Origin of the sequence: Lentilactobacillus sp. Marseille-Q4993 (assembly GCF_951230165.1) — a bacterium.
In the GTDB taxonomy this organism is placed as follows: Bacteria; Bacillota; Bacilli; order Lactobacillales; family Lactobacillaceae; genus Lentilactobacillus.
The window spans coordinates 19151-43476 of sequence record NZ_CATNVB010000021.1; the positions used below are offsets into that span (position 1 = coordinate 19151).

General features: G+C 40.4%; 21 protein-coding genes and 1 other annotated feature. Of the genes, 9 read left to right on the forward strand and 12 right to left on the reverse strand.

The window, feature by feature from the left end; translation table 11 throughout:
- Window positions 1–31: 31 nt before the first annotated feature.
- On the reverse strand, window positions 32–1660 hold the full coding sequence (locus QOW94_RS07445) for an ABC transporter permease (RefSeq protein ID WP_283679726.1): 1629 nt from the start codon (window positions 1658–1660) through the stop codon (window positions 32–34).
- Complete coding sequence (locus QOW94_RS07450) at window positions 1653–2582, reverse strand: ABC transporter ATP-binding protein (RefSeq protein WP_283679727.1); 930 nt, start codon at window positions 2580–2582, stop codon at window positions 1653–1655. Before QOW94_RS07450 ends, QOW94_RS07445 begins: the two co-directional genes overlap by 8 nt.
- Before the next feature lie 178 nt (window positions 2583–2760).
- Here QOW94_RS07450 and QOW94_RS07455 point away from each other — a divergent pair, with 178 nt between their 5' ends.
- Both QOW94_RS07455 and QOW94_RS07460 read left to right on the forward strand, forming a co-directional pair.
- Entirely contained in the window at window positions 2761–3375 is a 615-nt protein-coding gene (locus QOW94_RS07455; protein WP_283679728.1) for a TetR/AcrR family transcriptional regulator, read from the forward strand.
- Window positions 3376–3446: 71 nt separating this feature from the next.
- Window positions 3447–4466, forward strand: a complete 1020-nt coding sequence (locus QOW94_RS07460) for a polysaccharide deacetylase family protein (protein ID WP_283679729.1) — start codon at window positions 3447–3449, stop codon at window positions 4464–4466.
- A 47-nt stretch (window positions 4467–4513) separates the two neighbouring features.
- On the opposite strand, the gene QOW94_RS07465 is transcribed toward QOW94_RS07460, so the two are convergent.
- The 5 genes from QOW94_RS07465 to QOW94_RS07485 form a co-directional block, all read right to left on the reverse strand.
- Window positions 4514–5365 (reverse strand): transporter substrate-binding domain-containing protein, encoded by an 852-nt coding sequence (locus tag QOW94_RS07465; RefSeq protein ID WP_283679730.1) that lies wholly within the window; start codon window positions 5363–5365, stop codon window positions 4514–4516.
- A gap of 16 nt (window positions 5366–5381) precedes the next feature.
- The gene (locus QOW94_RS07470; RefSeq protein ID WP_283679731.1) at window positions 5382–6122 is read right to left on the reverse strand and encodes an amino acid ABC transporter ATP-binding protein; all 741 of its coding nucleotides are present in this window, start codon (window positions 6120–6122) and stop codon (window positions 5382–5384) included.
- Window positions 6115–6804 carry an amino acid ABC transporter permease gene (locus tag QOW94_RS07475; RefSeq protein ID WP_283679732.1) on the reverse strand — a complete coding sequence of 230 codons (690 nt, stop codon included), beginning with the start codon at window positions 6802–6804 and terminating at the stop codon, window positions 6115–6117. The genes QOW94_RS07470 and QOW94_RS07475 overlap by 8 nt, the downstream gene beginning before the upstream one ends.
- The gene (locus QOW94_RS07480) at window positions 6785–7444 is read right to left on the reverse strand and encodes an amino acid ABC transporter permease (protein ID WP_283679733.1); all 660 of its coding nucleotides are present in this window, start codon (window positions 7442–7444) and stop codon (window positions 6785–6787) included. Before QOW94_RS07480 ends, QOW94_RS07475 begins: the two co-directional genes overlap by 20 nt.
- A gap of 326 nt (window positions 7445–7770) precedes the next feature.
- Window positions 7771–8523 carry an NADPH-dependent oxidoreductase gene (locus tag QOW94_RS07485; RefSeq protein WP_283679735.1) on the reverse strand — a complete coding sequence of 251 codons (753 nt, stop codon included), beginning with the start codon at window positions 8521–8523 and terminating at the stop codon, window positions 7771–7773.
- Between the two features lie 129 nt (window positions 8524–8652).
- On the opposite strand from QOW94_RS07485, the gene QOW94_RS07490 reads away from it, so the two are divergent.
- Both QOW94_RS07490 and QOW94_RS07495 read left to right on the forward strand, forming a co-directional pair.
- Window positions 8653–9336: a VIT1/CCC1 transporter family protein gene (locus QOW94_RS07490; RefSeq protein ID WP_283679736.1), complete on the forward strand. Its 684-nt coding sequence runs from the start codon at window positions 8653–8655 to the stop codon at window positions 9334–9336.
- A gap of 3 nt (window positions 9337–9339) precedes the next feature.
- Window positions 9340–10038, forward strand: a complete 699-nt coding sequence (locus tag QOW94_RS07495) for a VIT1/CCC1 transporter family protein (RefSeq protein ID WP_283679737.1) — start codon at window positions 9340–9342, stop codon at window positions 10036–10038.
- A gap of 96 nt (window positions 10039–10134) precedes the next feature.
- On the opposite strand, the gene QOW94_RS07500 is transcribed toward QOW94_RS07495, so the two are convergent.
- Window positions 10135–11496 (reverse strand): hypothetical protein, encoded by a 1362-nt coding sequence (locus tag QOW94_RS07500; RefSeq protein ID WP_283679738.1) that lies wholly within the window; start codon window positions 11494–11496, stop codon window positions 10135–10137.
- 206 nt (window positions 11497–11702) lie between these two features.
- On the opposite strand from QOW94_RS07500, the gene QOW94_RS07505 reads away from it, so the two are divergent.
- Window positions 11703–12134, forward strand: coding sequence for an Hsp20/alpha crystallin family protein (locus QOW94_RS07505; protein ID WP_283679739.1), 432 nt, complete (start codon window positions 11703–11705; stop codon window positions 12132–12134).
- A 96-nt stretch (window positions 12135–12230) separates the two neighbouring features.
- Here QOW94_RS07505 and QOW94_RS07510 read toward each other — a convergent pair whose 3' ends face one another.
- Complete coding sequence (locus QOW94_RS07510) at window positions 12231–14027, reverse strand: ABC transporter ATP-binding protein (protein WP_283679740.1); 1797 nt, start codon at window positions 14025–14027, stop codon at window positions 12231–12233.
- Window positions 14027–15775, reverse strand: a complete 1749-nt coding sequence (locus QOW94_RS07515; protein WP_283679741.1) for an ABC transporter ATP-binding protein — start codon at window positions 15773–15775, stop codon at window positions 14027–14029. Before QOW94_RS07515 ends, QOW94_RS07510 begins: the two co-directional genes overlap by 1 nt.
- Before the next feature lie 147 nt (window positions 15776–15922).
- Between QOW94_RS07515 and QOW94_RS07520 the strand changes: the two genes are divergently transcribed.
- From QOW94_RS07520 to QOW94_RS07530, 3 genes are all read left to right on the forward strand, one after another.
- Window positions 15923–16735: a helix-turn-helix domain-containing protein gene (locus QOW94_RS07520; protein WP_283679743.1), complete on the forward strand. Its 813-nt coding sequence runs from the start codon at window positions 15923–15925 to the stop codon at window positions 16733–16735.
- Window positions 16736–16961: 226 nt separating this feature from the next.
- Window positions 16962–17708, forward strand: a complete 747-nt coding sequence (locus QOW94_RS07525; RefSeq protein WP_283679744.1) for a gamma-glutamyl-gamma-aminobutyrate hydrolase family protein — start codon at window positions 16962–16964, stop codon at window positions 17706–17708.
- Window positions 17709–17908: 200 nt separating this feature from the next.
- Window positions 17909–19042 carry a GH25 family lysozyme gene (locus QOW94_RS07530; protein WP_283679745.1) on the forward strand — a complete coding sequence of 378 codons (1134 nt, stop codon included), beginning with the start codon at window positions 17909–17911 and terminating at the stop codon, window positions 19040–19042.
- Window positions 19043–19323: 281 nt separating this feature from the next.
- On the opposite strand, the gene brnQ is transcribed toward QOW94_RS07530, so the two are convergent.
- A complete protein-coding gene (gene brnQ / locus QOW94_RS07535; protein WP_283679746.1) occupies window positions 19324–20724 on the reverse strand; it encodes a branched-chain amino acid transport system II carrier protein in 1401 nt (466 codons plus the stop codon).
- A 120-nt stretch (window positions 20725–20844) separates the two neighbouring features.
- Window positions 20845–21083, reverse strand: a binding site (T-box leader).
- Window positions 21084–21224: 141 nt separating this feature from the next.
- Here brnQ and QOW94_RS07540 point away from each other — a divergent pair.
- Window positions 21225–22190, forward strand: a complete 966-nt coding sequence (locus QOW94_RS07540) for a 2-hydroxyacid dehydrogenase family protein (RefSeq protein ID WP_283679747.1) — start codon at window positions 21225–21227, stop codon at window positions 22188–22190.
- A 76-nt stretch (window positions 22191–22266) separates the two neighbouring features.
- On the opposite strand, the gene QOW94_RS07545 is transcribed toward QOW94_RS07540, so the two are convergent.
- Window positions 22267–24027, reverse strand: coding sequence for a thiamine pyrophosphate-binding protein (locus tag QOW94_RS07545; RefSeq protein WP_283679749.1), 1761 nt, complete (start codon window positions 24025–24027; stop codon window positions 22267–22269).
- Window positions 24028–24326: the final 299 nt, after the last annotated feature.

The following is a 24326-nucleotide window of genomic DNA, read 5'->3' on the forward strand; positions in this document are numbered from 1 at the left end:
CGAAGGAACCTCTTTTTACTTTTAAGTCAGTTTAGTCAGTCTGAAAATCCCGTTTTCGATAACCAATCCAACCGATGATCATTAGCCCAACAAATAATACTAGCATCCATGTAAAGACTGACCAATCAATATTTTTTACGGGGACCTTGTTGACCCAGCCAAACGGAATAACGTTCTTCGTCCAGTCAGGTAGTTTTAACAAACCACCCATATACATAATTACAAATCCAGCAGCCGTGTATAGCCAGACAAAAGAGGCGAACCTAGGAAGCCAGCCAATAATAAGCATTGCAATTGCCATCATTACTAAGATTGCGGGAATATAAGTCCAAATTGTGGCCAATATTTTGGCGCCATCAATTTGTTGACTTGATTTCAAAGTGGAATTACCCACTAAAAATAACGTGCCAATGCCAACTAACCAAGTTATGATTCCAGTGACCATTGCAACTGCAGAGTAACTGCAAACCATTTTAATTCGCGATACTGGTTTAGAATTAATTAATTCAAGCCATCCCTTTGACTCATCTGATTTTAATTTGAGCATGATTTGAATCGCTGGTATAGTTGCTACTACAGCGATAACAATTGCAATTGTCGCCGAAAAGTTAAGCACTAATCCCTGGTTCGCAGAATCCACTGCCGCCTTGCCAAATACTTGTTGCATTGTAGGATTAGTTTTCAAAATATCACCAATTGAATTGTAGATTGACCCATATGATGCTCCAAGCATCAAACTACCAAGAATCCAAGCGATAATAGTTGTCCGCTCAAGTCGCATCAAGAGAGTTACAGGACCCATCAAGGTAGCAGATGCTCGTTGGCGACCTGGTCGCGAACTAATAATCCCACTACCCAAATCTCGATGCAAATTAAGATAAAAGGTCAACCCCAATAAGATTATTGTTAGGACAATCATCCATACTACTGGCAACCAGTTATTACCATGATACGGTGATGTCTTTTCAAGCCAGCCAATTGGTGACCACCATGTATAATCAGGGTTAGTAACATCCGTGGCCATTCGAACTACGTAGGCAATCGCAAACCCAAAGTAACTAAGAATCATAGCATTATTTGAATGATCTGCAATCTGGGCCATAAGAAGACCGAAAACTCCAAACATAATTCCAACGGCTGCCATTGATAATCCCAACAACCAGTCGCCATTCGTGTCTGATTCCGCCATATTTGCAGCTTGGATTCCGGCACCATACAGAACTCCCAAAATAAGATTAATTATAATGATCTCAATTGCTGATGCAGCTAGTGGCGCTATCTTGCCGACCATTTTTGCCCTAATCATCTCAATGACACCATTATCTTCTTGCCCACGACTACCAGAAACCGCTAACCCAAAGTTCATAATGACAGTAATAATTGCCATGAAAATAACCATTTCCTGGGCAAACACATTAGCAGTTTGAATATGCAGGCTAGCAGGATATCCAAGCGTTCCAAATAGGGACACCATCGACTTTGAGCGCAGAGTTGGCATGATTGCTTGAATCTGCTTTTGGGAACCATAAAGATCACCAAATTTGTAGGCAATTGATACCATCAACATCAACAACACTACCGCCCAAATTATCAGTTTATTCCTATCCTTCTTAAAGTAAAATCGGGCCAGAAAACCCGTTTTTGCAAATAAGTTAGTCATGGCTACCCACTTCCTTTACTTGCTTACCATTTGCGTTGTAATAGCGCATAAACAAATCCTCAAGGGTTGGTGGTGTGCTTTGCAAAGCGGTTATTCCCTTACCAGCTAGATACTTCATTACGTTATCCAGATACTCCGAATCAACTGAAAACGTAACTTCATTGGTTTTCGTTCCTGATTCCACTCCATGAACACCAGGTTGATTATGCAATTCAGATAATTGTTCTGAGGTAGTTACTCTAATCACTGTTCTAGTTAAATGTCTCATTTCGTCAAGCGAGCCAGTTTCAATAATTTGGCCCTCACGAATTATGCCAATCCGATCACACATTTTTTCAACTTCTGAAAGGATATGACTTGAAAGTAAGACCGATTTACCTTCTTGCTTTAGTTTCAAAACGTTTTGCTGGAATATTTCCTCGTTAAGTGGATCAAGACCAGATGTGGGCTCATCAAAAATGTAGAAGTCTGAATCGGTAGAAAAAGCAGCAATCAAGGCAACCTTTTGCCGGTTTCCCTTTGAATAAGCCCTAGCCTTCTTAGTTGGGTCTAGTTTGAACTGTTTAATCAGCTCATCAGTTCTAGCAGAATGCTTAGCACCACCTAACTTGAGGAGTAGATCAATAATTTCTCCTCCACTCAAATTAGGCCATAAATAAACATCACCAGGTACATAGGCCAGGCGTTTATGAATCGATACACTATCTTTCCAAACATCTTGCCCAAAAACAGTTGCTGTGCCACCGCTTGCTTTTAAAATTCCTAGCAAAATTCGAATCGTCGTGGATTTACCAGCTCCATTTGGACCTATGAACCCGAAAACTTCACCCTTATTAACGTCAAATGAGACGTCCTTTAAAGCCTCAAATTTCCCGAATTTTTTGCTTAAATGATCAATTGATAATACGACATCTTTTTTCATAATAATTACCTCCCCACCCCGATATTTCGCCTTAATATTAATTCGGAATTTGTAGAAAGTCAAACAAAAAGTGAAATATTTTTAAATTATATTTCAGTTGCTTAAGTCGCTATTTTAAGAGCATTTGTTAAAAAAATGAAATTATTTAGTGTTATAATTTCAGTGAATAAAGTTGGGGGTGATTCCAATCAAAGATAGCAAGGCAACCAAAATTAAACGGGCTGCAACCAAACTTTTCTTGAAGCAAGGTTATAAGCAAACCAGCGTCGCCGATTTGGCCAAGGCAGCTGATTCCTCTCAAGTGACTATATATAAGTATTTTGGCAGCAAGCAAAACTTAGCTCACCAAGTAGTTCTCGATTTAGTTACCGATGGATACGATAAATTCCAGAAGTTTGTTGATGATGATAGCTTATCATTCCCAGAATTAGCCAAAAAAATGATTTTTGAAAGCCATTCGGAAACCGAAAACATGAATCTGGACTTTGCTGATTTTTTAATGAAAGACTTGCAAGGACAGTTCGGTAGTGATGAAGCCATGCAAGTTTACCAGCATGGGAAGGTGAAATTCTGGGAAGGCGTAATTACTCGCGGGCGCAGAGATGGCTTCATTAAACCCGAAATTTCCAATCAGGCGGTAATGACATATCTTGATATGTTTATTCAGTATTATTCAAATGCCAAGGCAAATGGTAACCCAGGGCCGACCGCAAATGGTTACTTACCAATTTCTGAAGAAATGACCCAGTTGTTCTTTTATGGCTTAATGGGAAAACAGCCTAAAAACAGTTAAATAAAACGGTCCTCTAGCAACTTAAATTTTATGTTAAGTAGTAAAATTAAAGAAAATAAGGGGGGATTCCCATGAAGATTACAAAACTCGCTTTAATCATTGGAACTACGTTGAGCTTAGGGGCAGTGATTATTAGCTCACCTCAACCAGCAAGTGCAAAGGATGCCAAAACTACTAGGTTAACATTTGGTAAAATAACCAATAATAACCTTCACCGGTTGGGGACAATCCGCCAACTAACAAGATCTCAAATTGCAACAACTCACAAACTAACAGGTAAACAAGTCCAAGCGCTGGCCAGTTTACCACTGCCTAGGCATCTAACTGCCACTAATTTTTCGATTAGTGATAAGGCGCTAACAATGCATTTAACCAAGAATAAGTTTAAAATCAAACGGGTCTCAATTCCCCTAAGTAAGCTAAAAGGGGTCATCCTCAATCGTTATATGCCAAAACAGTATAAGTTCAAAACAATCAAAACCCCTAAAAAGGTTGTTGCTTTAACATTTGATGATGGGCCAAGTCCAACCCTGACACCAAAATTACTAAAAACGCTTAAAAAATACAACGTACCTGCAACGTTCTTTGAAGTTGGCAGTAGTGTAATACGCTACCCAAAGGTTTCCCGGATGGTTGTGAAATCCGGAAACCAAATCGGAAACCATTCTTGGAACCATCCGCAACTAACTTCGTTGACTAGCACTAAGGCATTGCACCAAATTGCATTAACGGACGCTGCAATCTATAAGGCAACAGGTATCATTCCTCAGTATGTAAGAGCTCCTTATGGGGCAGTAAACAGTCGTATCGGTAGTTTGTTCGATCGACCATTAATTCAATGGAACGTTGATTCAAGGGACTGGGCATATCTAAACACAGCAAAAACCGCCCGCCACGTTCTGGCGACAACCCACAATGGGTCAATTATTTTAATGCATGATATTCACGCAACCTCCGTTGCAGCTGTTCCAACTATTATCAAAACCCTTAAAAAAAGGGGCTATCATTTTGTCACTCTTGAACAATTAAATCAAAAGCCATTATTAGCTGATCTTCAGTACTTTGGCCGTAATGATTATCGCAACCCATAATAAAAAGGAATTCGGAAACCAAGGTTTCCGAATTCCTTTTTTGGTTTTTATTTAATTGGTAAAATAATATCCGATGGTTTAACATCCTTACCGAAGTATGGTTTCAAAGTAGAATTATAATCTTTTTCGAAGAAGCCATCCTTAGTCAACTTACTAATTTCCTTATTTGTCCACTTAAGAAGTGACTTATTACCCTTCTTAACTGCTGGAGAAATGTATGACTTAGGCCCGATGCTCTTAATCCCAACTGTGTACTTAGGATTATTCTTTGACCATGCGTACAGGTATGAGTTATCGTCAGCAAGCGCAACCCCACGACCATTCTTCAAGGCGTTAAACTGTTGAGTCTTGGAATCAAACTTCAATAGGTCCACACCTTTTTGCTTTTGAGTGAAGTAGGTTTCAGCTGTTGTACCCTTGGTAACAATTAAGTTCTTACCCTTTAATTGACTTGTCTTAGTGATTGGTTTGTTCCGTGGTGAAACAACCCCAACGGAAACCTTCATGTATGGTTTAGCGAAATCAATAACCTGCTTTCTTTCAGGAGTAACCGTGAAGTTGGCGAGAACTAAGTCCACCTTGTTTGAATTTAACGCATCAACTCGGTTGTTGGCATTAACTTGAACGAATTTTACCTTGACCCCTAAGTCCTTAGCGACTTTTCTAGCTAAAGTAACATCGTATCCGACTCGCTTACCTTCCTTGTTTACCCAACCATATGGTGGTAAATCACCAAATACGGCAATTCTGATGGTTCCGTTTTTCTTAATTTGTTGAACTGAACTTGGATTATTACTATCGCTAGACTTTTTACTTGAACCGCATCCTGCAAGTACCAGTAATAAGGTTGCTAAGACACCAACAACGGCAATAATTTTTTTCAAACTAGTTTTATTCATTGTTTTCCTCCTAATGTTAGAAATCCATACTGTCTAAAAATTCTTTAGCTCGGTCTGTTTGCGGATCTGTAAAAAATTGATCAGCAGGGGTCTGTTCAAGAATGTTCCCATCCTCAAGGAACAGAACCCGGTCTGCAATCTGCTGGGCAAAGTTCATTTCATGAGTAACTACAATCATTGTCATATTATCGTTCTTGGCTAGGTTTTCGATTATTTCGAGAACCCCGCGAACCATCTCCGGATCAAGTGAAGCCGTCACTTCATCAAACAACATAAACTCTGGATGAAGTGCTAACGCTCTAACTATGGCAACTCGCTGCTTTTGCCCACCAGACAGTTGCCTTGGGTAAGCATTCGCAAACTCTTCAAGCCCCACTTGGGCGAGTAGTTGGTGAGCTTCTGATTCTACTTCCTCTTTATTTCTTCCCTGAACCTTGGTTGGACCAAGCAGAATATTATCGATAACCTTTAAATTTGGAAACAAATCATAGCTCTGGAATACCATGCCAATCTTTTGGCGTAATTGCTGCCAGTGCTTTTCGTCGGGATTTATTTTTGTCCCTTGAAAAAAGATTGCCCCTTCTTGATAATCTTCGAGCCCATTCAAAGTCCTGATTAGAGTACTCTTTCCAGAACCAGAAGGTCCTAGTAACGTAACAACTTCGCCTTCGGAAACCGAAAAGTTGATGTCGTGAAGAACGTGTTTCTTTCCGTAGTACTTATGCATGTTTTCAACTTTAAGAATCTCTTCAGCCATTTTCTCTCTCCAATCCTTTTTTCTCTAATCTTCTCGCCCACCATGAAAGCGGGTAGTCGATCAGAAAGTAAAACAAAAAAATAATTCCGTAAACCCAGAACACTCCGTTTGGATACGTATGGTTATTTGCTTCAATTACTTGTTGCCCAATATTGATAACATCCATCACTGAAATCAGCATCAAAATCGAGGTCGTTTTAATAACCCGAGTTGCTAGGTTGATCGTAGCTGGTAATTCCAAACTGAAGGCTTGGGGAATCAAAACATAACGGTAAAGTTGCCAGCGACTAAGGCCAATTGCCTTTCCTGACTCCTGTTGGTGTTTAGGAACCGAAATCAACGCTCCCCGAACAATGTCACTCATCTCAGCGGCAACCCAAAGGGCAAATACAAAGGTTGCCAACTCGTTTGCTGGTAAATTGAAGTTAAGTTGGCGTGGCAGGATGTAGTAAAAAAGGAATAGTAACACCACAGTGGGAACAACCCGAAAGAACTCGAGATAGATACGTAAAACAAATCTCAACAGCCTGTTTTTGAATGTTCTTAGGACTCCGAGGAGGACCCCAAGCACTAAACCAAACGCTAGTGACGTAAACGCAATCTTGATTGTCACCCAGAGGCCACCAAGCAATCGGATAAAGTTGTCACCCTCTAATAAAACATTAATTCCCGAATGTGCCATAGCGAACCCTCTTTTCTAAATAAGTCAGAATAACGGACAACGGAATCAAGATGATTGCATAGGCGACCACTAAGACAAACAGATACTCATTCGAACGGTAATACATCCCAATTAAATCCAAAGCTGTATTAGTAAGTTCAGGAATCGCAATGACCGTGAAGATCGATGTTTCCTTAATCAAGAAGATAATATTGGCAGCTAATGCCGGGACACTTTTCGAGAACCCCTGAGGAAAAATCACAAACCTTGCCAATTGGAATCGACTAAGGCCAATTGCCTTGCCCGACTCAACCTGACTTTTAGGGACACCGTTAAAGCCACCCGAAAATCCCTCAGCCATGTAACTACCTCCGAGAAAAATCAAGCCAATAATTCCGCTTAGCTCTGCGCCAAGCTTAATACCGATAACTGGAAACGCGTAGTACAAGAAAAATAGCTGAATCAGCAGGGGCGTGTTTCTAGAGACCTCAACGTAAATACTTGCAAGCTGATGGAGAACTGGAATCTTGAATAATCTCACCATACTGACAACGATCCCAACGATTATTGAACCAAGGATTCCAATAAACGATAACCACAAGGTCAACTCGAAACCCTTGGCAAACATTGGTAGACTTTGCTGGATAATTGGCCAGCTCATCAATTACCATCTCCCTTTCATTAAATTTCAAAAAGTAACTAAAAAAGTCCCCATTGCATAAGCAACAGGGACGAATAAATCGTGGTTCCACCCAATTTCGCGACAAATACCAGTCGCCTCAAATTGATAAATATTAACTTAGTTGGACTCGGAGCGCACTTTCAATCAGCTGAAATCTGTCTTCCCACCAGCGACAGTCTCTGAATACTTCAAACTGATTTACTCTTCTCCTCAACATCTCTTCATAACTTCTTGATTACGTATTAATTTAATATGAGAAAGCCAAAATGTCAACTGATTTATATTAAAGAATTCTAATAATAGCTCTAGTCAACAATAAACCCCTGCTTAGAAATCATTTGAATCAACTCAGATCTCAACGTACGGTCCCGAGCTAATTCGGAAACTATGTGAGAAGTGAATGTTTCCGTTCTTTGATTACTATTCCGACTTTGGTAATAGCTGCCAAGCTGTGAATTATATTCGTTTAAATTATGCTCAAACTCTTTACCTAATTGATACTGATTATCAAAGTGTTGCATTGGATGTGGCATTCTTGGTTTTAAATCAGGTCGACTAGCTGGTACTCCAACCGCAATCCCCAAAAGCGGAAACGTCAATTCAGGCAACCCTAGCAAATCAATCATCTGCTGGCTATCATTAAGAATACTTCCTAGTACGGTACCACCAAGACCCATACTTTCAGCCGCCAGCATAATATTCTCGGTCGCAATTCCAACATCAAATGTACCAGCCAAGAACTTATCAAAGGTTCTTAAGATATATGGATCCTGGTTTTCAGTTTTAGCGAGCTGAAGGTTCCGATACTGATCAACCACCATCACGAAAAAGTGACCACTTTTTAATATCCACTGTTTATTACCAGTTAATTTAGCAATCGCTTCCAATTTATCCCTATCAGTAACACTAATGATTGAATACTGTTGGGAAAAAGTGGACGTTGATGCATGAGTCGCAGCATCAATTAAGGTATCAACTTGGTCTTTAGTTAATAATTCACCCGTAAATTTGCGGACGCTTCGATGGTCATTGATCACATTTAAAGTACTATTCTCCATTTTTTTCACCCATTCTTTTAAACTATCCGTTAATGATACGCCAAATAAACTGATTTGCAATAATCAGGTAATCGGGTATAATAAGAGTCGCTAGATAATAATTATTCTAAACTAGAAAGGAAATTAGTTATGCCAAAAAAGAAAACCTTAGCCCAAAGAATTAACGTCATGCGGGCCGCGGTAATGGGGGCAAACGATGGCATTTTATCAGTGGCCGGAATCGTTGTGGGCGTTGCCGGGGCAACTTCAGATACTTACGCTATCTTTATTTCCGGAATGTCGGGCATGTTAGCCGGGACGGTTTCAATGGCAATGGGAGAATGGGTATCAGTTAACACCCAGAAAGATTCCCAACAAAATGCCATTAGAACCCAGAAAAGGGCACTTAAAAACTCATACGACGATGAATTTAATTATGTAAAGGAACAGCTGATCAGTGATGATATTAACCCAGAGCTAGCTAATCAAGCCACAAAGGAAATGATGGCTAAAGACGCCTTGGGCACCACAGTTCGTCAACGATATGGCTTTAACATGGGTGAATTTACCAACCCATTTTCTGCCGCAATTGCATCAATGATATCATTCCCACTAGGTTCAATTTTACCAATGGTTGCTATTACCTGCTTTGCCACCGCTATCCGAGTGCAGGCCACAATTTTATCAGTAATCGTTGCTCTTTCAGTTACCGGTTTTACCGCTGCTCATTTAGGCAATTCAAATAAAACTCGCGGTGTAATCAGAAACGTGGTTTCCGGTTTGCTAACCATGATAGTTACATATACGATTGGCCGTTTGATTGGAGGAAGATAACCAATGGACGCAAGTAAGCAAGAGAAACGGGATAAATCCCAAACGCTCGAGGAAAAATTAAACACTCTGAGAGCAGGAGTCTTAGGGTCAAATGATGGTATTCTTACCGTTGTCGGCGTATTGTTCAGTGTTGCTGTAGCCACAACAAATAACTTTACCATTTTTATTGCTGGTTTATCTGACCTGTTAGCCTGTGCCTTTTCAATGGCTTCCGGCGAATACGCATCAGTAAGTACCCAGAAAGACACTGAAAAATCCGTAGTTAGTACTGAAAAGCAATTATTAGAAACTCATTTTGATCAACAAGTTCAAACCGTTGCCGATTATTACATGGACCAAGGAGTCACTAAAGAAACCTCTTTGAAGATTGCAAAAGATTTAATGGCAAAAGCACCACTAAAAACAATTATTGATGTGAAGTACAACCTTAAAATTGGGCATTACATGAATCCTTGGAACGCAGCTTTCTCATCATTATTTTCAGCAGCTGCCGGTGGTTTATTCCCACTAGTAGCAATGACCTTATCTCCAGAATTAATTAAGTGGCCAGCCACCATTCTGGCAGTTTGTCTGTCAGTTGCAATTACTGGGTTCCTAAGTGCCAAGCTTGGAAATGGTCTTGTGAAGACTGCAATGATCAGAAACGTTATCGTTGGAATTATCACGATGATCATTCACTATAGCATTGGAATTTTACTTTAATTAAGTGGAAAAATTCAAACAGTTTTAAGTTGCCATCTTACCGCCTATCTTTGGTGTTAAGATGGCTTTTTATTTTCACATTGTTTTATTCGCAAACTAAGCTGCTTGGTTTGCAGTGCTAGTTGTTGATGAAGTTGTGGCAGTAGTAGAAGTAGTTGAAGATGCTTGGTTAGATTCTGAAGAAGTTGACTGACTTTGACTATCAGTCTTGGTTGTTGAAGATTGATCTGAATTACTACTATTGGCAATATTCTGGTTGATACGATCTTCAGGATTCAAAACAACCGTACTTGGAGTATCTTGTGCGTCGTTAGTAGTTGAAGGTTGGTTCTCATGTTCAACTGGTTGCTCTGTGTTCGATGAACCACCATTGTTAGTACTTGATGGTTTGCTGGTAGCTGGTTTCTTAGGAGTATTTGTAGTGCTAGTTGGTTTGTTAGTAGTTGCCTTTTTTGGAGCTTGAGTTTGCTTATTAGATGTAGCTCGTTTTGAAGAACTGGCTTTAACATACCCATTAGAGCTGGTCTTTCGAGTTGAGCTGTTTTGGTAATTAGGTTGGTTATAAGAACCATTACTTGAAGTTGACTGACTAGCTGGTTGTTGGTAGTAACCATTATTAGTTGCTGGGGCACTGTAATTACCAGTTGTCTGGGCTACTTGGTTGTTTGTTGTTGTGCTTGCTGAATTACTTGATGCAGTTCCTGCTGTCACCGTTGAACTACTTGAAACTGCTGATTCGTTGTCGTTAAAGAATTGCTTGGTAGGTGTCGTGGTGTAAACGCCACTCTCAGAATCATAAGTTGTTACAACGCCTTTAGAGTCTTTTGAATCTGCGGATTCTTTTTGATCATCCTTATTAGAATCCCTTTTATTATCGGACTTTTTATCCTTGTTATCCTTCTTCTTATCGCTATTCTTTGAATCATCATCGCTTAACTTTTCATTCTTAAAATTAGCTGATTTGATGATATTATTCTCAATTTTAATAGTTTGTTTTTCGAAGTTAGCTTCTATCTTGCTCTTCTTGCCAACGCGCTTGGTAGGAATGGCGAAGGCTTGGCTATACTTACCTGAATCAACATCCTTGGTAAAGACAAGATCCAATTCGTGGTTATTTTTCTTATGGTACTTGAAAGGTAGGTTCTTTTCGATGCTGGCTTTCATATTCTTAAGGTCAACGTTCTTAGTGCTAAATTTGTAAACTAATTTATCGTTTTTCTTGAAACTGTCCTGCTTAGTTGGCTTTACACTAACCTTAAGCACCGGAACTTTTTCAGAATAAACGATTTCAGATTTTACAACTTTATTCACGTTGGTCTTACTTTCAGCCTTTTTAGTTTGTACTGAATCTGGGGCATCAGCGGCTGCTACCACTGGACTGCTGGCGATTGGCGCAAAGAAAACAAACGCCGACATCGTCGCAATAATTTGCCTAAATAACTTATTTTTTGAAGCCATTGAGCATCCTCCTACCAAGTTAAAATACGCATAGTGCGTACAATCCTAGCATTAAGGTTATCACTTTCTGCATGAAAACGCCATAGGATAAGTAAAAAATGTAAATATTAGCACTCTATGAACGAGAGTGCTAATATAATAATTGAAAGGTTGATAAAGGGCCTTTCAATTAAGATAAATCAAGATACAAAGGAGATCGATAGATTATGGCTAACGCATTAATGAATCGGTTTGATATGGATCCATTCTTTGACAAACTATCAAGAAGGTTCTTCAGCCCTAATGACGTCGACAATAGCTTTTTCGACCAAGACAACTTAAAGACTGATATCAAGGAAACTGATAACGACTATCAAGTTAAGGTAGACATCCCCGGTGTTGATAAGAAGGATATTAACGTTGCTTATAAAAATGATGTTTTATCCCTAAGTATCAACCATAGTTCTGAAAAAACAACCAAAGATGATGATGGTCGCATAATTGCAAGTGAAAGATCACATGGTATGCTATCAAGAAGCTATCAACTACCAAACGTTGATTACAAGAAGGTTACTGCGAAGTACAGCAATGGCGTTCTCGCCATTACGTTGCCAAAGCAAGAAGGAACCACAGATAGCAACCACATCGAGATTGAATAACTGTAATAACCGTTAATAATAGAATCCCCCATCAAAAAGAGCCTCAGCAGATTTTCCCGCTGAGGCCTTTTTATATATGATTATTTCATATTACAACTAACTGTTTTCATGTGCTGTGTTTTGGAGTTTGATCATGTCGTAATAGTACCCCTGCTTTTCAAGCAGAGTATCATTATCACCCTGTTCAACGATTCGGCCCTTCTCCAAAACGATAATCTTGTCCGCATTTTGAATCGTGGACAGTCTGTGAGCAATCGCCACAGTGGTCCGGTTCTTAGAAATATTTTCCAGGCCCTTCTGAATCAACTGTTCAGTTTCCGTATCAATGTTCGCAGTCGCTTCATCAAGAATCAACACTTTTGGATCAGTCACAACTGTTCTGGCAAACGATATCAGCTGCTTTTGTCCACTTGAGTAACTAGCTCCCCGTTCGATCACCTTAGAGTCATAACCATCCTCAAGTGAAGAAATGAACTGGTCTGCGTGAACAAATTCACCAGCAGCTTTAACTTGTTCATCAGTAATCTTTTCATTAAACATTCTGATATTTGAAGCCACCGTTCCATAAAACATGAACGGTTCTTGAAGCACCAATCCGAATTTACGTCTCAGCTCCGCGAGTGGGTATGTTCGAATATCCCGATCATCAATCAGAATTTCTCCACTTTGAAATTCATAGAATCGCATCAAAATGTTGATAATTGATGATTTTCCGGATCCAGTTTCACCAACCAATGCTAGTGTCTGGCCCGGATTGACTACGAATGAAATATCATTAAGGATTGGGTTCTTACCATCATAAGCAAACGTTACGTGCTTGAATTCAATCTTACCAAACTCAACCTTAGCGTTCTCATCAGCATTTTGAGTTGGCGCATATGTTTTATCGTCCATGATTCTTAACACCCGTGAGCCGGCCACGATTCCATCTTGGAAGAAACTCAGGTTTTCCATCATCCTACTCATTGGGTTGTAGAAGTTATCAATATAAGTAACGAAAGCATAAATCAATCCAGCGGGAACTACGCTATCAAGTCCTCTAACTCCAAACATCGTCAAAGCTAATATCACACCCAGCGAGTATAGCAAGTCAATGATGGGGCTCAGTAACAACGAATTAATCCGAATCATTGCCTTTCGGGTTTTAAAGTACTGATCATTAGTTTCGTCAAACTCACTATCGATCCGCTTTTCCTGACGTAGCTGTTGAATAACTGAAATGCCCGTAATCGCCTCAGCCAGTTTGGCATTAAGTTCACTCAACTTCTCTCTCATTCCCCGATAAACTCGCGAACTGTAACGCTGGTAATACCAGATCACTAACATTAAGAACGGCATGAACACTAACAGTGCCAACGCAATTTGCCTATCAGCCATATACATAGCAACAAATGAGGTTCCCACTGAAAATACGGTAATCATCAAGTTACCAAACAACTCCCAGAAACTTTGAAACGCCATGGTATCGTTAGTCAACCGTGACAAAATCGAACCACTTGGGACTTGATCAAAATAGCGCATCCCTAAAGTGTGAAGCTTTTTAAATAACCGTTTTCTCGTATCCTCAAGCATGTACTCAGAACCCATTTCATACAGGTATGTTTGGGAGAACTGAACGATTGTCTTAACCAGCATGCCGAAGAAATACAGCCCGGCAAAGAACCACATTATCCGCATATCTTTGTCGCCAACTCGCAAGTGATCATCCATAAACACCTGAATAATTTTAGGCAAAACGATATTAACAACACTTAATCCAGCCGCAAAGATAATCGAGCTGAAGAAGTACCACTTAAAGGGTTTGGCATATGCAAACAATCTCCAAATAATCCGCATTTGTTCATGGACAGGGATACTTTTCGACCATGCTGATTGATGCTTTGAATTGTCCATTACTCTGCCCCCTTCACTGAAGTATCTAATTGTTGATCATCAAACATTTCTTTATACCAACCGTTTTGATTCATTAACTCTTCATGGGTTCCCCGCTCAACAATCCGACCCTCATTCATAACCAATATTTCATCTGCATCCATAACTGAACTTAACCGATGAGCAGAAATAAGCGTCGTCTTGCCACGGCGTTCCTCACGGAGATTACCAAGAATCTCACTTTCCGTTTCAGCATCAACCGCTGATAGTGCATCATCCAATATCAACAACTCCGGATCAATAATCAATGCTCTGGCAATGGCAATTCGCTGTCGCTGACCACCAGATAGCGAGATACCTTCCTCACCAACTTGAGTATCATATCCATCCGGTAAGTTCTGAATCTGGTTAAATAAATCACTTTTTTTAGCAGCGATATCAACTTCATTCTTAGTAGCATCCGGTTTAGCAAACCGAATATTTTCCCGAATCGTATCAGAAAATAGGAACGTATCTTGCGGAACGTACCCAATCGCCGGAATTAACGCATCCATCTTGTAGTGGCGAATATCTGTGCCACCAAATTTAATCTGGCCATCATAGTTATCAAACTCTCGAAGAATTAGTCGAGCAATCGACGACTTTCCAGAGCCGACCTTTCCAACTAACCCCACCGTCGAACCAGCTTTGATTGTAAAATCAACATCCTGAAGCACCGGCTTATCATCGTCTGGGTAGGTAAAACTCTTAATTTGATAATCAATTTCCCCGTTTGGTCGCTGACTGACTCCTTGAGGATCATCGATTACAGCACTCTTCTCAGCCAACAAGTCCATAACCCGGTCATAAGACGCGTTACCTCTTTCAAGGGTATTAAACAACATCCCAAGGGCAAACATTGGCCAAATCATCATTGCCAAGTAAGAAACAAAGGAAACCAATTCACCAATCGTAATTTGACTTGTAGATACCAAATAACCGCCATAAACGATTGTAGCGACATACGAGATGGAAATAATCATTGTTGTAACGGGATCAAATAAAGAATCAAGAAAGTTAACCCGTCGGTTGATTTTAATCGTGTCATCAACTTGAGAATCAAAGTCGGTGGTATCTTCACTTTCCTGACCAAGCGATTTGATTACCTTAACGCCAGAAATACTCTCTTGAGCTTTGTTGTTCAGTCGAGAAAATGCTGCCTGCGACTTCCTAAACGCAACATGGATTCTTGAACCAAGAAACCGAGCCATAACAGCAAGTAACGGAAAGGGGATAATCGCAATCAACGTTAACCGCCAATCAATCATGGTCGACATTGCAATTAACACTGAGCCCCCGGTAATCACGGAATCTGCTGCTTGAAGAATTCCACCACCGGCAACCCGCTGAATTGCTGACAGGTCATTGGTAGCGTGCGCCATTAAATCACCGGTCCGATACTTTTGGAAGAAAACCGTATCCATTTGAAGATAGTGCCAAAAAAGGCGTCCACGAAGAATCATTTCTAGTTTGGCAGCTCCACCCCAAATAGCTGTCCGCCAAAGGTAACGACTAAAGTACTGGCCGAAAGAAACGACCAATAAAATAATCAGTAACGTCATTAGCTGGCTAGTTGATAGTGTCCGACCATGAATTCCATCAACTAATAACCCAATAATTCGCGGTGGGATAATTGTCAGTGCCGCTACAAATAGCAGTCCTAGTAACCCAACTAAATAAGTTTTCCTTTCTTGTTTAAAATACCATCCCAATTTCTTGAAGATATTCATTTTCTCACCTCGCAGTTAGTCTTTTAAACCCAAATACAATAGCATAAAATTAGTAAATAATGGCAAATCGGGCCTTGCTAAATATTTCATTTGCCATTAATTAATGTATAATAATTAATGTAATCCTTTAGATTGGTGGTGAATAATTTGCCTGAAAATTCTCAGTTCGGTTGGACCATGAAAGAAATCGCCGATGAACTTGGCGTAAATAAGATGCGTGTCTACAGAACCATTACCCGTAACGCAATCTCTGAAACGGGCAAAAAGGGCCAGACCCTTTACTATAACGATGCTGCGAAAGAAAAGATCGTCAGCATTATTCAAAGTGATGAACCTGATCAAGAAGAACCAAAGGCTAAAAAAGCGTCACGGCCAAAGGCTACTGCCCCAAGTACTCAGACGGCAAATATCAATTCATCAATCTTCAGCTCATTGAACGAACAAATCAGTAGCCAGCAGGAACAAATTGAAACCCTGACCAGATTGCTTGATCAGTCGCAGAAGCTACAAATGATTGCTGAAAAGCAGAGTCATGCTTCTGAGCGAAAGGTGGCTGAGCTGGAATCTAAGATCAAGATGATTGAAGTTGCCAAACCAATTGAAATTGCTCACGAAAGTGAATCAGCTTCAAAACCGGAAACTAAGAAGCAGTCTACTCAACAGGTTTCCGATTCTCAATCATCACCAACAGCAGTGGCTCTTAAGAGTAACAATGATGGTACTAATGAAGAAAAATCGGAATCAGAAGTAGAACCAACACTTACATCTCACTATGCCATTAAACAACTGCCAAACGTGGTAACCGTTGTTGCTAATTCAGTCGCCAACTTTGATCAGTCAGCAACCACGATTTACTTACCAAACCCTAACTTTAGAGTTGAACAAAGCTTGAATTCGAAAAGCAAATCAAAAGATAAAGATGGTTTCTTCAAGCATTTCTGGCAAAAACCACTTATGTAAATCAATATCACGACCACCTTCAATTGGTGCGGTGCCAACCAGATTTGGCCCCCACCGATTTTTTTATCACTTTCTTCGATAAAGTAATAACAGACAAAAAGGGATAATTAATTGAAGGCTTCCTAAATCCGTGATACCATGGGTTAAATTATTATCATCAAATTTTAATTTTACTACTTATTTTATAACATTCATACCTTATTTTAATAATTCGGAGGAAAAAACAGTGCGTCCAAGAATAGCCATGCCAGCAGATACATTAACGGAAGCAACAAATATTATCAACGAACGAAACGCTGCGTTTGCACCACGCCAAGCAATCGAAGCAATCGTGAAATCCGGTGGAGTTCCTGTAATCTTACCAAGCGTTGATCCCGAAGACGTTCGCGATTATATCACGATGTTTGATGGGGTCTGCTTTCTTGGCGGAGCAGATGTCGACCCAACCTTTTACGGTGAAGAACCATTCCAAAAATTAGGAATGACTTACCGCAAACGAGACTTATTTGAAATTGAGCTCCTTAAACAATCAGTCACCGCTGGAAAAGCAATCTTTGGAATTTGCCGCGGAATGCAGCTGATTAACGTTGGTCTTGGTGGGACCTTGTACCAAGACCTCTCACAAGATCTGCATGCCACATTAAAGCACAGTCAAGATGCGCCTGGAAACCTGCCATCCCACCACATCACCGTTGACCCTAATAGTCGGCTACACGATATTATTGGTGAGCGGCCATACGTCAACTCTCGTCACCATCAAGCAATCAAGGACATTGCCCCTTACTTAAAGGTTACCGCCAGAGCAGATGACCAAGTAATTGAAGGGGTTGAATCTATTGATAGTGACCAAATTCTTGGCGTTCAATGGCATCCTGAGAATATTTATAAACACTATGAGGACTCCAAAAAACTATTTAGAGATTTTGTTAACCGAGCAGAAAAGGTTGCCGAAAAAAGGACTAGTTCTAACTAATCCTTTGGCTTAACAAACGTCATCAAGACTTTACGTCTCGATGGCGTTTTTTACTATTATGACAAATTAAGTTTACGTTCAAATGACATTTTTAAGTTTTTATTATCTAAAGCTTATCCAGCGTAAACCCTATTCAGATAATGGAAATAATGTGTTACCATTCGGTTGAAACATGCGGAAAAACTTTAGGAGATGTTTTTATGAAACAAACAATGTTTACAAAGTTAGGGGTTACTCTGATTGCTTCCGCTGGGGTGTTTTTAGCTTCAACTGGTGTTCATGCTTCACTAACACCATCAAGTAGCAATCCACTGACCGACATGGTAGATCTTTCAAGTTGGCAGTCAAACTTATCAGCAAGTGATTATCAAACTTTAGCTGATAACGGGGTAAAAGCCGTTACAATTAAGGCTTCTGAGGGAACTGGATACATAAATCCATACCTATCACAACAAGTTAAGTATGCTCAGCAAGCTGGTTTAAGTATCAACTTTTACCATTTCGCTCGGTTCACTAGTACCGGTGCAGCTCAACAAGAGGCCCAGAACATGATCAACGCAGTTCAACAAGTCACCGATAGTAAGAATGTTGTCATGGTCGTTGACTTCGAAGCTTCAGAACTTGGGTCATTATCAAAAGCTGCGAATAACGCAAACCTTGCCGCGTTTGACCAGGTTATCAACAACGCTGGTTATAACAAGACCGACCTTTACACAATGTCCAGTTGGGTAGGTACCAAGATTGATTTAAACGATCAAAACAAAGGATGGATCGCAAACTGGCCATCAACCCCAACTGGAAACAAGTATCCAGATGCAAATGCATGGCAATGGGCAAGTGATTATCGGTTCCCTGGTGAAAGTTCAGATTTAGATGTTAGTCAATTAAACAATGACTTCTATCTAAACTCATCAACTGGTTCTTCCAACCACACAGCAACTACGCCTAGTGATAACAGTGATAGTAGTTCAACTGCCAACAATGGTAATTCTGGTGACGGTACGGCCGTTATCATTCCAGGTCCAAAACCGGAAACCAACCAATATTCAGCTTCGCGGTCACAATCCGTTAAGTTAATTTGGCGAAAATCAATGGGCCGATACGCATTCCACACAACAAAGGGAGCTAGGTACTCAAAGCACTTAGGAATTCGGTACGACTACAACAAATACTTACCAAACGCAACTTGGTATACTGATGGTCACGAAAAACTTTATAAGAAAACTACCGGTAGATACAACATTTACTACCACGTTCGCAGTCACGATAATAAACATGGCGGCTGGATCTGGAGAGGTTACCTGACAAGAGGGGTCAACCCAAATCAGAATTAGCTTAAAGTGAAGTTACTTCCTCTCTAAACTAATTTTATCAACCCAAGTGGTTGGGACATAACTAGGTAAACCGAAAAAAAGTAGCGATAAATTTCATTTTCTTGAAATTTATCGTTACTTTTTTGCTTTTATCCAAATTGTTGCTACACGCAGTAACCATCAGGACTGAGGACCATTATTCATGGCCCTCAGTTACTGTTGGTTGTGCGGGGGTGGGACGACGAAAGCATCTTCGTATGCTTTCTGTCCCACTCCCTATATTTCTATACTTATAGAAGAAACTAATTCTTTTCTGATTCAGATACAGCCTTCTGACCCGCAAATACCGGCTTTAAGAAATGATATCCTAAACCAAGAACAGCCCCAACAACTGCGGGAACTACCCAATCCATTCCTAGGTTTGCGAATGGCAAGACAGCATGCTGGAAGTTAGTCAGTGCTTGGCCAAATGCGCTTTGGCTAACAACTGGAGGGAATGCAGCAACCATATCTAACAATGCAGGTACTGTTGTAAATCCAACAACGAGTCCATAAACAACTGGATCGCGGCCAAATAATGGTGAAAATACTGATAACAAAATCAATACCATTGCGAATGGATAAAGGAACATCAGCATTGGAGTAGACCAAGCGATGATAGTGTCCAATCCAAAGTTTGCAGTTAAGAATGAAGCTGCACACATCATTCCAAGCCAAGCCCGATAGCTAACCTTTGGAAAATGATTATGAAAGTCCTGTGCAAAGGCGGCAACTAAACCAACCGCAGTTGTCAAACAAGTAACTGTTAATAATGTTGCCAATAGTGCGTGACCAAAGCCACCAAGATAAAAACCAACTAACTGGTTGAAAGCTACCCCACCATCAGCTGAAACTTTAAACTTAGTAAGCGTAGTTGCCCCAAGCCAAACGAGAACCACGTAGATCAAACCAATTGCGGCGGTTGCGAAAACCCCAGCTTTAGCAGTCACCGCTGCGTTTTCCTTTGGCTCAGTTTTTCCTAACTGTTTAACAGCTGTGACAACGGTGACTCCAAAGGCTAAACCAGCTAGGGCATCCATTGTGTTGTATCCTTGAAGAAAACCATTAAAGAATGAAGCGTGTTGGTAAGCAGCGGTTGCTTTTTGGGCAGCTGCACTTCCCATTGGATTCCAGAATCCTAATAGAAAAACAGAAAACAGCATTACCAAGAATACTGGGTTCAATACTTTACCAACTGATGTAAGAACGTTTGACTCCTTATAGGAAACCAAAAACGCTAACCCAAAGAATACTGCAGAAAATAATAGCAAACCAACGTGACTCATTGATTGGGGAAGCAAGGGTTGAACACCAACAGAAAATGGAACAGTTGCTGTTCTTGGCGTTCCAAACAAAGGACCAATCGTTGCGTGAATTAAAACCATGAATGTTAATGCAAACCAGGGTCCTAATGGTTTACCAACATCGTAAACCCCTTCTGACTTAGTGACACTGATAGCTAGAACTGATAACAAGGGTAGTAGCACTGCGGTAACCAAAAATCCGACCGTTGCCATCACCCAATGTGATCCTGCTAATTGACCAAGATGAATTGGGAAGATTAGGTTGCCGGCTCCAAAAAATAATCCAAAGAGCATTGAACTCACGACAAAATATTGTTTCTTCGTTAACGGCTTATTATTTAAGTCTGGTAATTTTTCCATAATGACACTCTCCTATTTTTTAAACTCTGATGTAAAACCATAATCTGACTAATATCAATCTGGGATTCCATTAAACCATCTCCTTTGCTGAAACAAAAAAAGCACCCCTAATCCACTTGGACTAAGGGTGCTAGTAGCACGGTACCACCTTACATTATGATCCTATTGCTAGAATCAACTCTCGCGTACGGTCTTACGACGATACGCCAACACAATAATGGGTGTCACCAATGCACGTTACTTTTTGTTTCGATGCATCGCTCAAAAGGGATTTTCCAATTTCCAGTTGTGCTTCCTTTCACCTAACGAAGCTCGCTAATCAACAAAGAAAAAGTACTCAGCTTTCTCACAGCGTTTATTAATAATTGCCATTATATTATAACTAAGAATTTTGAATGTCAACTTTAAATTACTTAATTAAAAAAGGTAACCGCTTTCTAAAGCCTCCAAAACTATTATAATTAAAGGTGGAACAACAACTTTTAAGGAGTGATTTTTTTATGGCTAAGGTTTTAATCGCTGGAAGAATTCCAGAAAGTGCAATATCCATTCTCAAAGATGGGGGCCTAGAGATTGAAGTGTTTGATGATAGTAAGGCACTAATTACCAAGGACGAACTCAAAGGTAAAGTTACCGATAAGGACTTCTTGATTACTCCCCTTTCAACCAAAGTAGATAAGGATATTATCGATGCCGCTCCAAATCTCAAACTGATTGCAAACTACGGAGCTGGTTTTAACAATATCGATACCGAATACGCAAAGAGCAAGGGAATCCCCGTAACAAATACACCTAAAGTTTCGACAACATCAACTGCTGAAGTTACCTGTGGGCTCATTGTTTCAATTGCTCACAGAATAGTTGAAGGTGATCAATTAATGCGGACCACTGGTTTTTCTGGTTGGGCACCACTCTTCTTCCTTGGAACTGAATTAGCTAACAAGACCCTAGGGATCATCGGCATGGGGCAAATTGGTCAGGCAGTTGCTCGGCGAATGAAAGCCTTTGATATGAATATCATCTATAGTGGCCGGCATCCATTAGATTCGGAAACCGAACGCGAACTGGGAGCAAAGTTTGTTTCCTTTGATGAATTAATCAAAACTGCAGACGTGGTTAGTCCCCATATTCCAGCCACACCAGATACTCACCATATGATTGGGGCTGAACAATTTAAACAAATGAAACCAACGGCCTTCTTAATAAACGCAGCCAGAGGTCCAGTAATCGACGAAACAGCACTCTTAGATGCACTTAAAAATCACGAAATTGCTGGAGCAGGTCTTGATGTTTACGAAAAAGAACCTGAAGTTGCCGATGGTTTCAAGTCTCTAAAGAATGTAATTCTGACTCCCCACATTGGTAATGCCACCGTCGAAGCCAGAGATGCAATGGCAGAAATCGTTGCTAAGAATACTGTGATTGCAAGTAAGGGTGGCGAACCAAATTATATTGTAAATAAATAGCAACTCAGAACTATGCAAAAGCGGAAACCAAATTCATTTGGTTTCCGCTTTTTTAGTTTGTGGTTTTCGTTAATTGTTAATCATTGTCGCCCTTTGCACGAAGAATCTCACCCAATGATGGTTGCTTCTCAGTATCAATTCCGTACTTAGCAGCGTATTCCTTAACTGTATCCTCACCATAGAGTTTTGGATCTAATGGCATGAATGCAGTTGTGACTGGATCGTCTTGTTTGATCAACGCATTGATTAGAATTGGTTTCTTATTGCCACCTTTTTGTAAGTCGGCAACCTTAGCAAAGACATCATTTGCTTCTTGCTTGTTGTGAATTGTAAATCCAATTCCGCCAAGGCCTTCAGCAACCTTTGCCCAATCAGCATCAGTCAAATCAACCCCATAAAGGTGTTGTTTAGTTTCCAATTGCTCATTGTAAATGAAACCAAACCGTTGGTTAGAGAACACAACGTTGATAACTGGTAGGCCATAGCGAGCTTCAGTAATGATATCAGGAACTACCATGGCAATTCCACCATCACCAGAAAGTGACCAAGCTTGACCTTCTGGAACACTGAGGGCACCTGCTAATCCACCGGGAAGACCAAAGCCCATAGTTGCAAATAATCCAGAAATCGCAAACCGTTGATTCTTGTTCATTGGAACACCACGAACTCCCCATTCAGATACGTTACCAGTATCAATGGCAAAAGTATCATTAGGACCGGCCATTTCAGCAACGTGTTTCGTGATCGTTTCAGGGTTAAGTCCCTTACTATCATCTTCAGCTAATTCATCTAGCCAGTTATCCCAGTTCTTCTTATTTTCTTGGTTAGCTTCAAGCCAAGCATCCTTTGGTCTTGACTCACCGGTATCGATCAGGGCCTGTAAGTATGCCTTAGCATCGGAAATTACTGGGTAGTCAATATCAACTGTCTTACCAATATCAAACGGATTGTTGTTGACTTGAATAATCTTGATATTCTTTGGCCAGAAGTTTGCGAATGGGAATTCTGAAGCCAAGAACAAGATTAAATCAGTGTGCTGAAGGGCTTCAAAACCAGACTTACTTCCAAGCCGGCCAAAAGTACCGATTGCGTTAGGATGGTCAGTTGCAATTACTCCAGTTGCTGGAACGGTGTTCATGACTGGAATGTTGAATTGCTCTGAGAACTTAGTCAGCACATCTCGAGCTCCAAGCAAACCGCGACCAGCGTAAATCAATGGGTGTTTAGCTTCCTTGATCATTGCTAACGTATCCTTCACTGCTTTGTCATCGACAACTTGAGTGAAGTTGTTTTCAGCTACCTTAGGTGTCTTTGTTGGTTCGTAGTCAATTTCAGTGGAAGTAAGATCTTCTGGCAAAGTAACCACTGCTACTCCCTTTTGTCTGTAAGCTTCCTTAATTGCTTGATTAACAACGTACGGAATTTGGTCAGCAGTAGTAACCGTCCGGTTAAACACCGAAACGTCAGCGAACATTTGTGATTCATCCATTTCCTGGAAGAAGTTAGTGTTCATTACTGGTTGACCAACTTGACCAACTAATGCCAACACTGGAACATGATCCATCTTGGCATCGTACAAACCATTAAACAAGTGAGTTGCACCAGGACCAGCTGAACCAAATGCTACCCCAATTTTGCCAGTAAACTTAGCATCGGCAGAAGCTGCAATTGCCCCAACCTCTTCGTGACGAACCTGAATGTACTTCACGTTTTCCTTTTGAAGGTACAGTCCCTCAACGGTATGGTTGATCGAGCCTCCAGGAATTCCGTAGACGTGGTCTACTCCCCAGTCAGCTAAAACTTTAACTAAAGCTTCTCCAGCAATCATCTTTGTCATAATCAAGATCCCCTTTTCAATGAAGTAATCATTTTTAAATACAAATCCATTCTATCGCTATTGTAATCGATTTCAAGAAAAACGACTTACTTTTTGTAAGTTATTTATTTCACAAATTTTAAGTCCTTAACAAACAAAAACTTACTAAGATAAATGGTGAATCCAAAACTCGACGGAGCTAGGATTCACCATTTTTTTGATAAAGTGGTAGCGAAGCAAAGCCGAGGTTCTTTTTGGCACTTGATGCCGTAACAAAAAATGGCTGCTTCGTCGTTAATCTCTTAGGTTGATCTAAGTAA

Bases quoted from the DNA above. Each gene is read 5' to 3' on its own strand.
- QOW94_RS07480 (WP_283679733.1), bottom strand. From the start codon at position 7,444: ATGAGCTGGCCAATTATCCAGCAAAGTCTACCAATGTTTGCCAAGGGT.
- QOW94_RS07500 (WP_283679738.1), bottom strand. From the start codon at position 11,496: ATGGCTTCAAAAAATAAGTTATTTAGGCAAATTATTGCGACGATGTCG.
- QOW94_RS07495 (WP_283679737.1), top strand. From the start codon at position 9,340: ATGGACGCAAGTAAGCAAGAGAAACGGGATAAATCCCAAACGCTCGAG.
- QOW94_RS07505 (WP_283679739.1), top strand. From the start codon at position 11,703: ATGGCTAACGCATTAATGAATCGGTTTGATATGGATCCATTCTTTGAC.
- QOW94_RS07490 (WP_283679736.1), top strand. From the start codon at position 8,653: ATGCCAAAAAAGAAAACCTTAGCCCAAAGAATTAACGTCATGCGGGCC.
- QOW94_RS07470 (WP_283679731.1), bottom strand. From the start codon at position 6,122: ATGGCTGAAGAGATTCTTAAAGTTGAAAACATGCATAAGTACTACGGA.
- QOW94_RS07475 (WP_283679732.1), bottom strand. From the start codon at position 6,804: ATGGCACATTCGGGAATTAATGTTTTATTAGAGGGTGACAACTTTATC.
- QOW94_RS07445 (WP_283679726.1), bottom strand. From the start codon at position 1,660: ATGACTAACTTATTTGCAAAAACGGGTTTTCTGGCCCGATTTTACTTT.
- QOW94_RS07545 (WP_283679749.1), bottom strand. From the start codon at position 24,027: ATGACAAAGATGATTGCTGGAGAAGCTTTAGTTAAAGTTTTAGCTGAC.
- QOW94_RS07485 (WP_283679735.1), bottom strand. From the start codon at position 8,523: ATGGAGAATAGTACTTTAAATGTGATCAATGACCATCGAAGCGTCCGC.
- QOW94_RS07510 (WP_283679740.1), bottom strand. From the start codon at position 14,027: ATGGACAATTCAAAGCATCAATCAGCATGGTCGAAAAGTATCCCTGTC.
- QOW94_RS07465 (WP_283679730.1), bottom strand. From the start codon at position 5,365: ATGAATAAAACTAGTTTGAAAAAAATTATTGCCGTTGTTGGTGTCTTA.
- brnQ (WP_283679746.1), bottom strand. From the start codon at position 20,724: ATGGAAAAATTACCAGACTTAAATAATAAGCCGTTAACGAAGAAACAA.
- QOW94_RS07540 (WP_283679747.1), top strand. From the start codon at position 21,225: ATGGCTAAGGTTTTAATCGCTGGAAGAATTCCAGAAAGTGCAATATCC.
- QOW94_RS07460 (WP_283679729.1), top strand. From the start codon at position 3,447: ATGAAGATTACAAAACTCGCTTTAATCATTGGAACTACGTTGAGCTTA.
- QOW94_RS07450 (WP_283679727.1), bottom strand. From the start codon at position 2,582: ATGAAAAAAGATGTCGTATTATCAATTGATCATTTAAGCAAAAAATTC.
- QOW94_RS07530 (WP_283679745.1), top strand. From the start codon at position 17,909: ATGAAACAAACAATGTTTACAAAGTTAGGGGTTACTCTGATTGCTTCC.
- QOW94_RS07515 (WP_283679741.1), bottom strand. From the start codon at position 15,775: ATGAATATCTTCAAGAAATTGGGATGGTATTTTAAACAAGAAAGGAAA.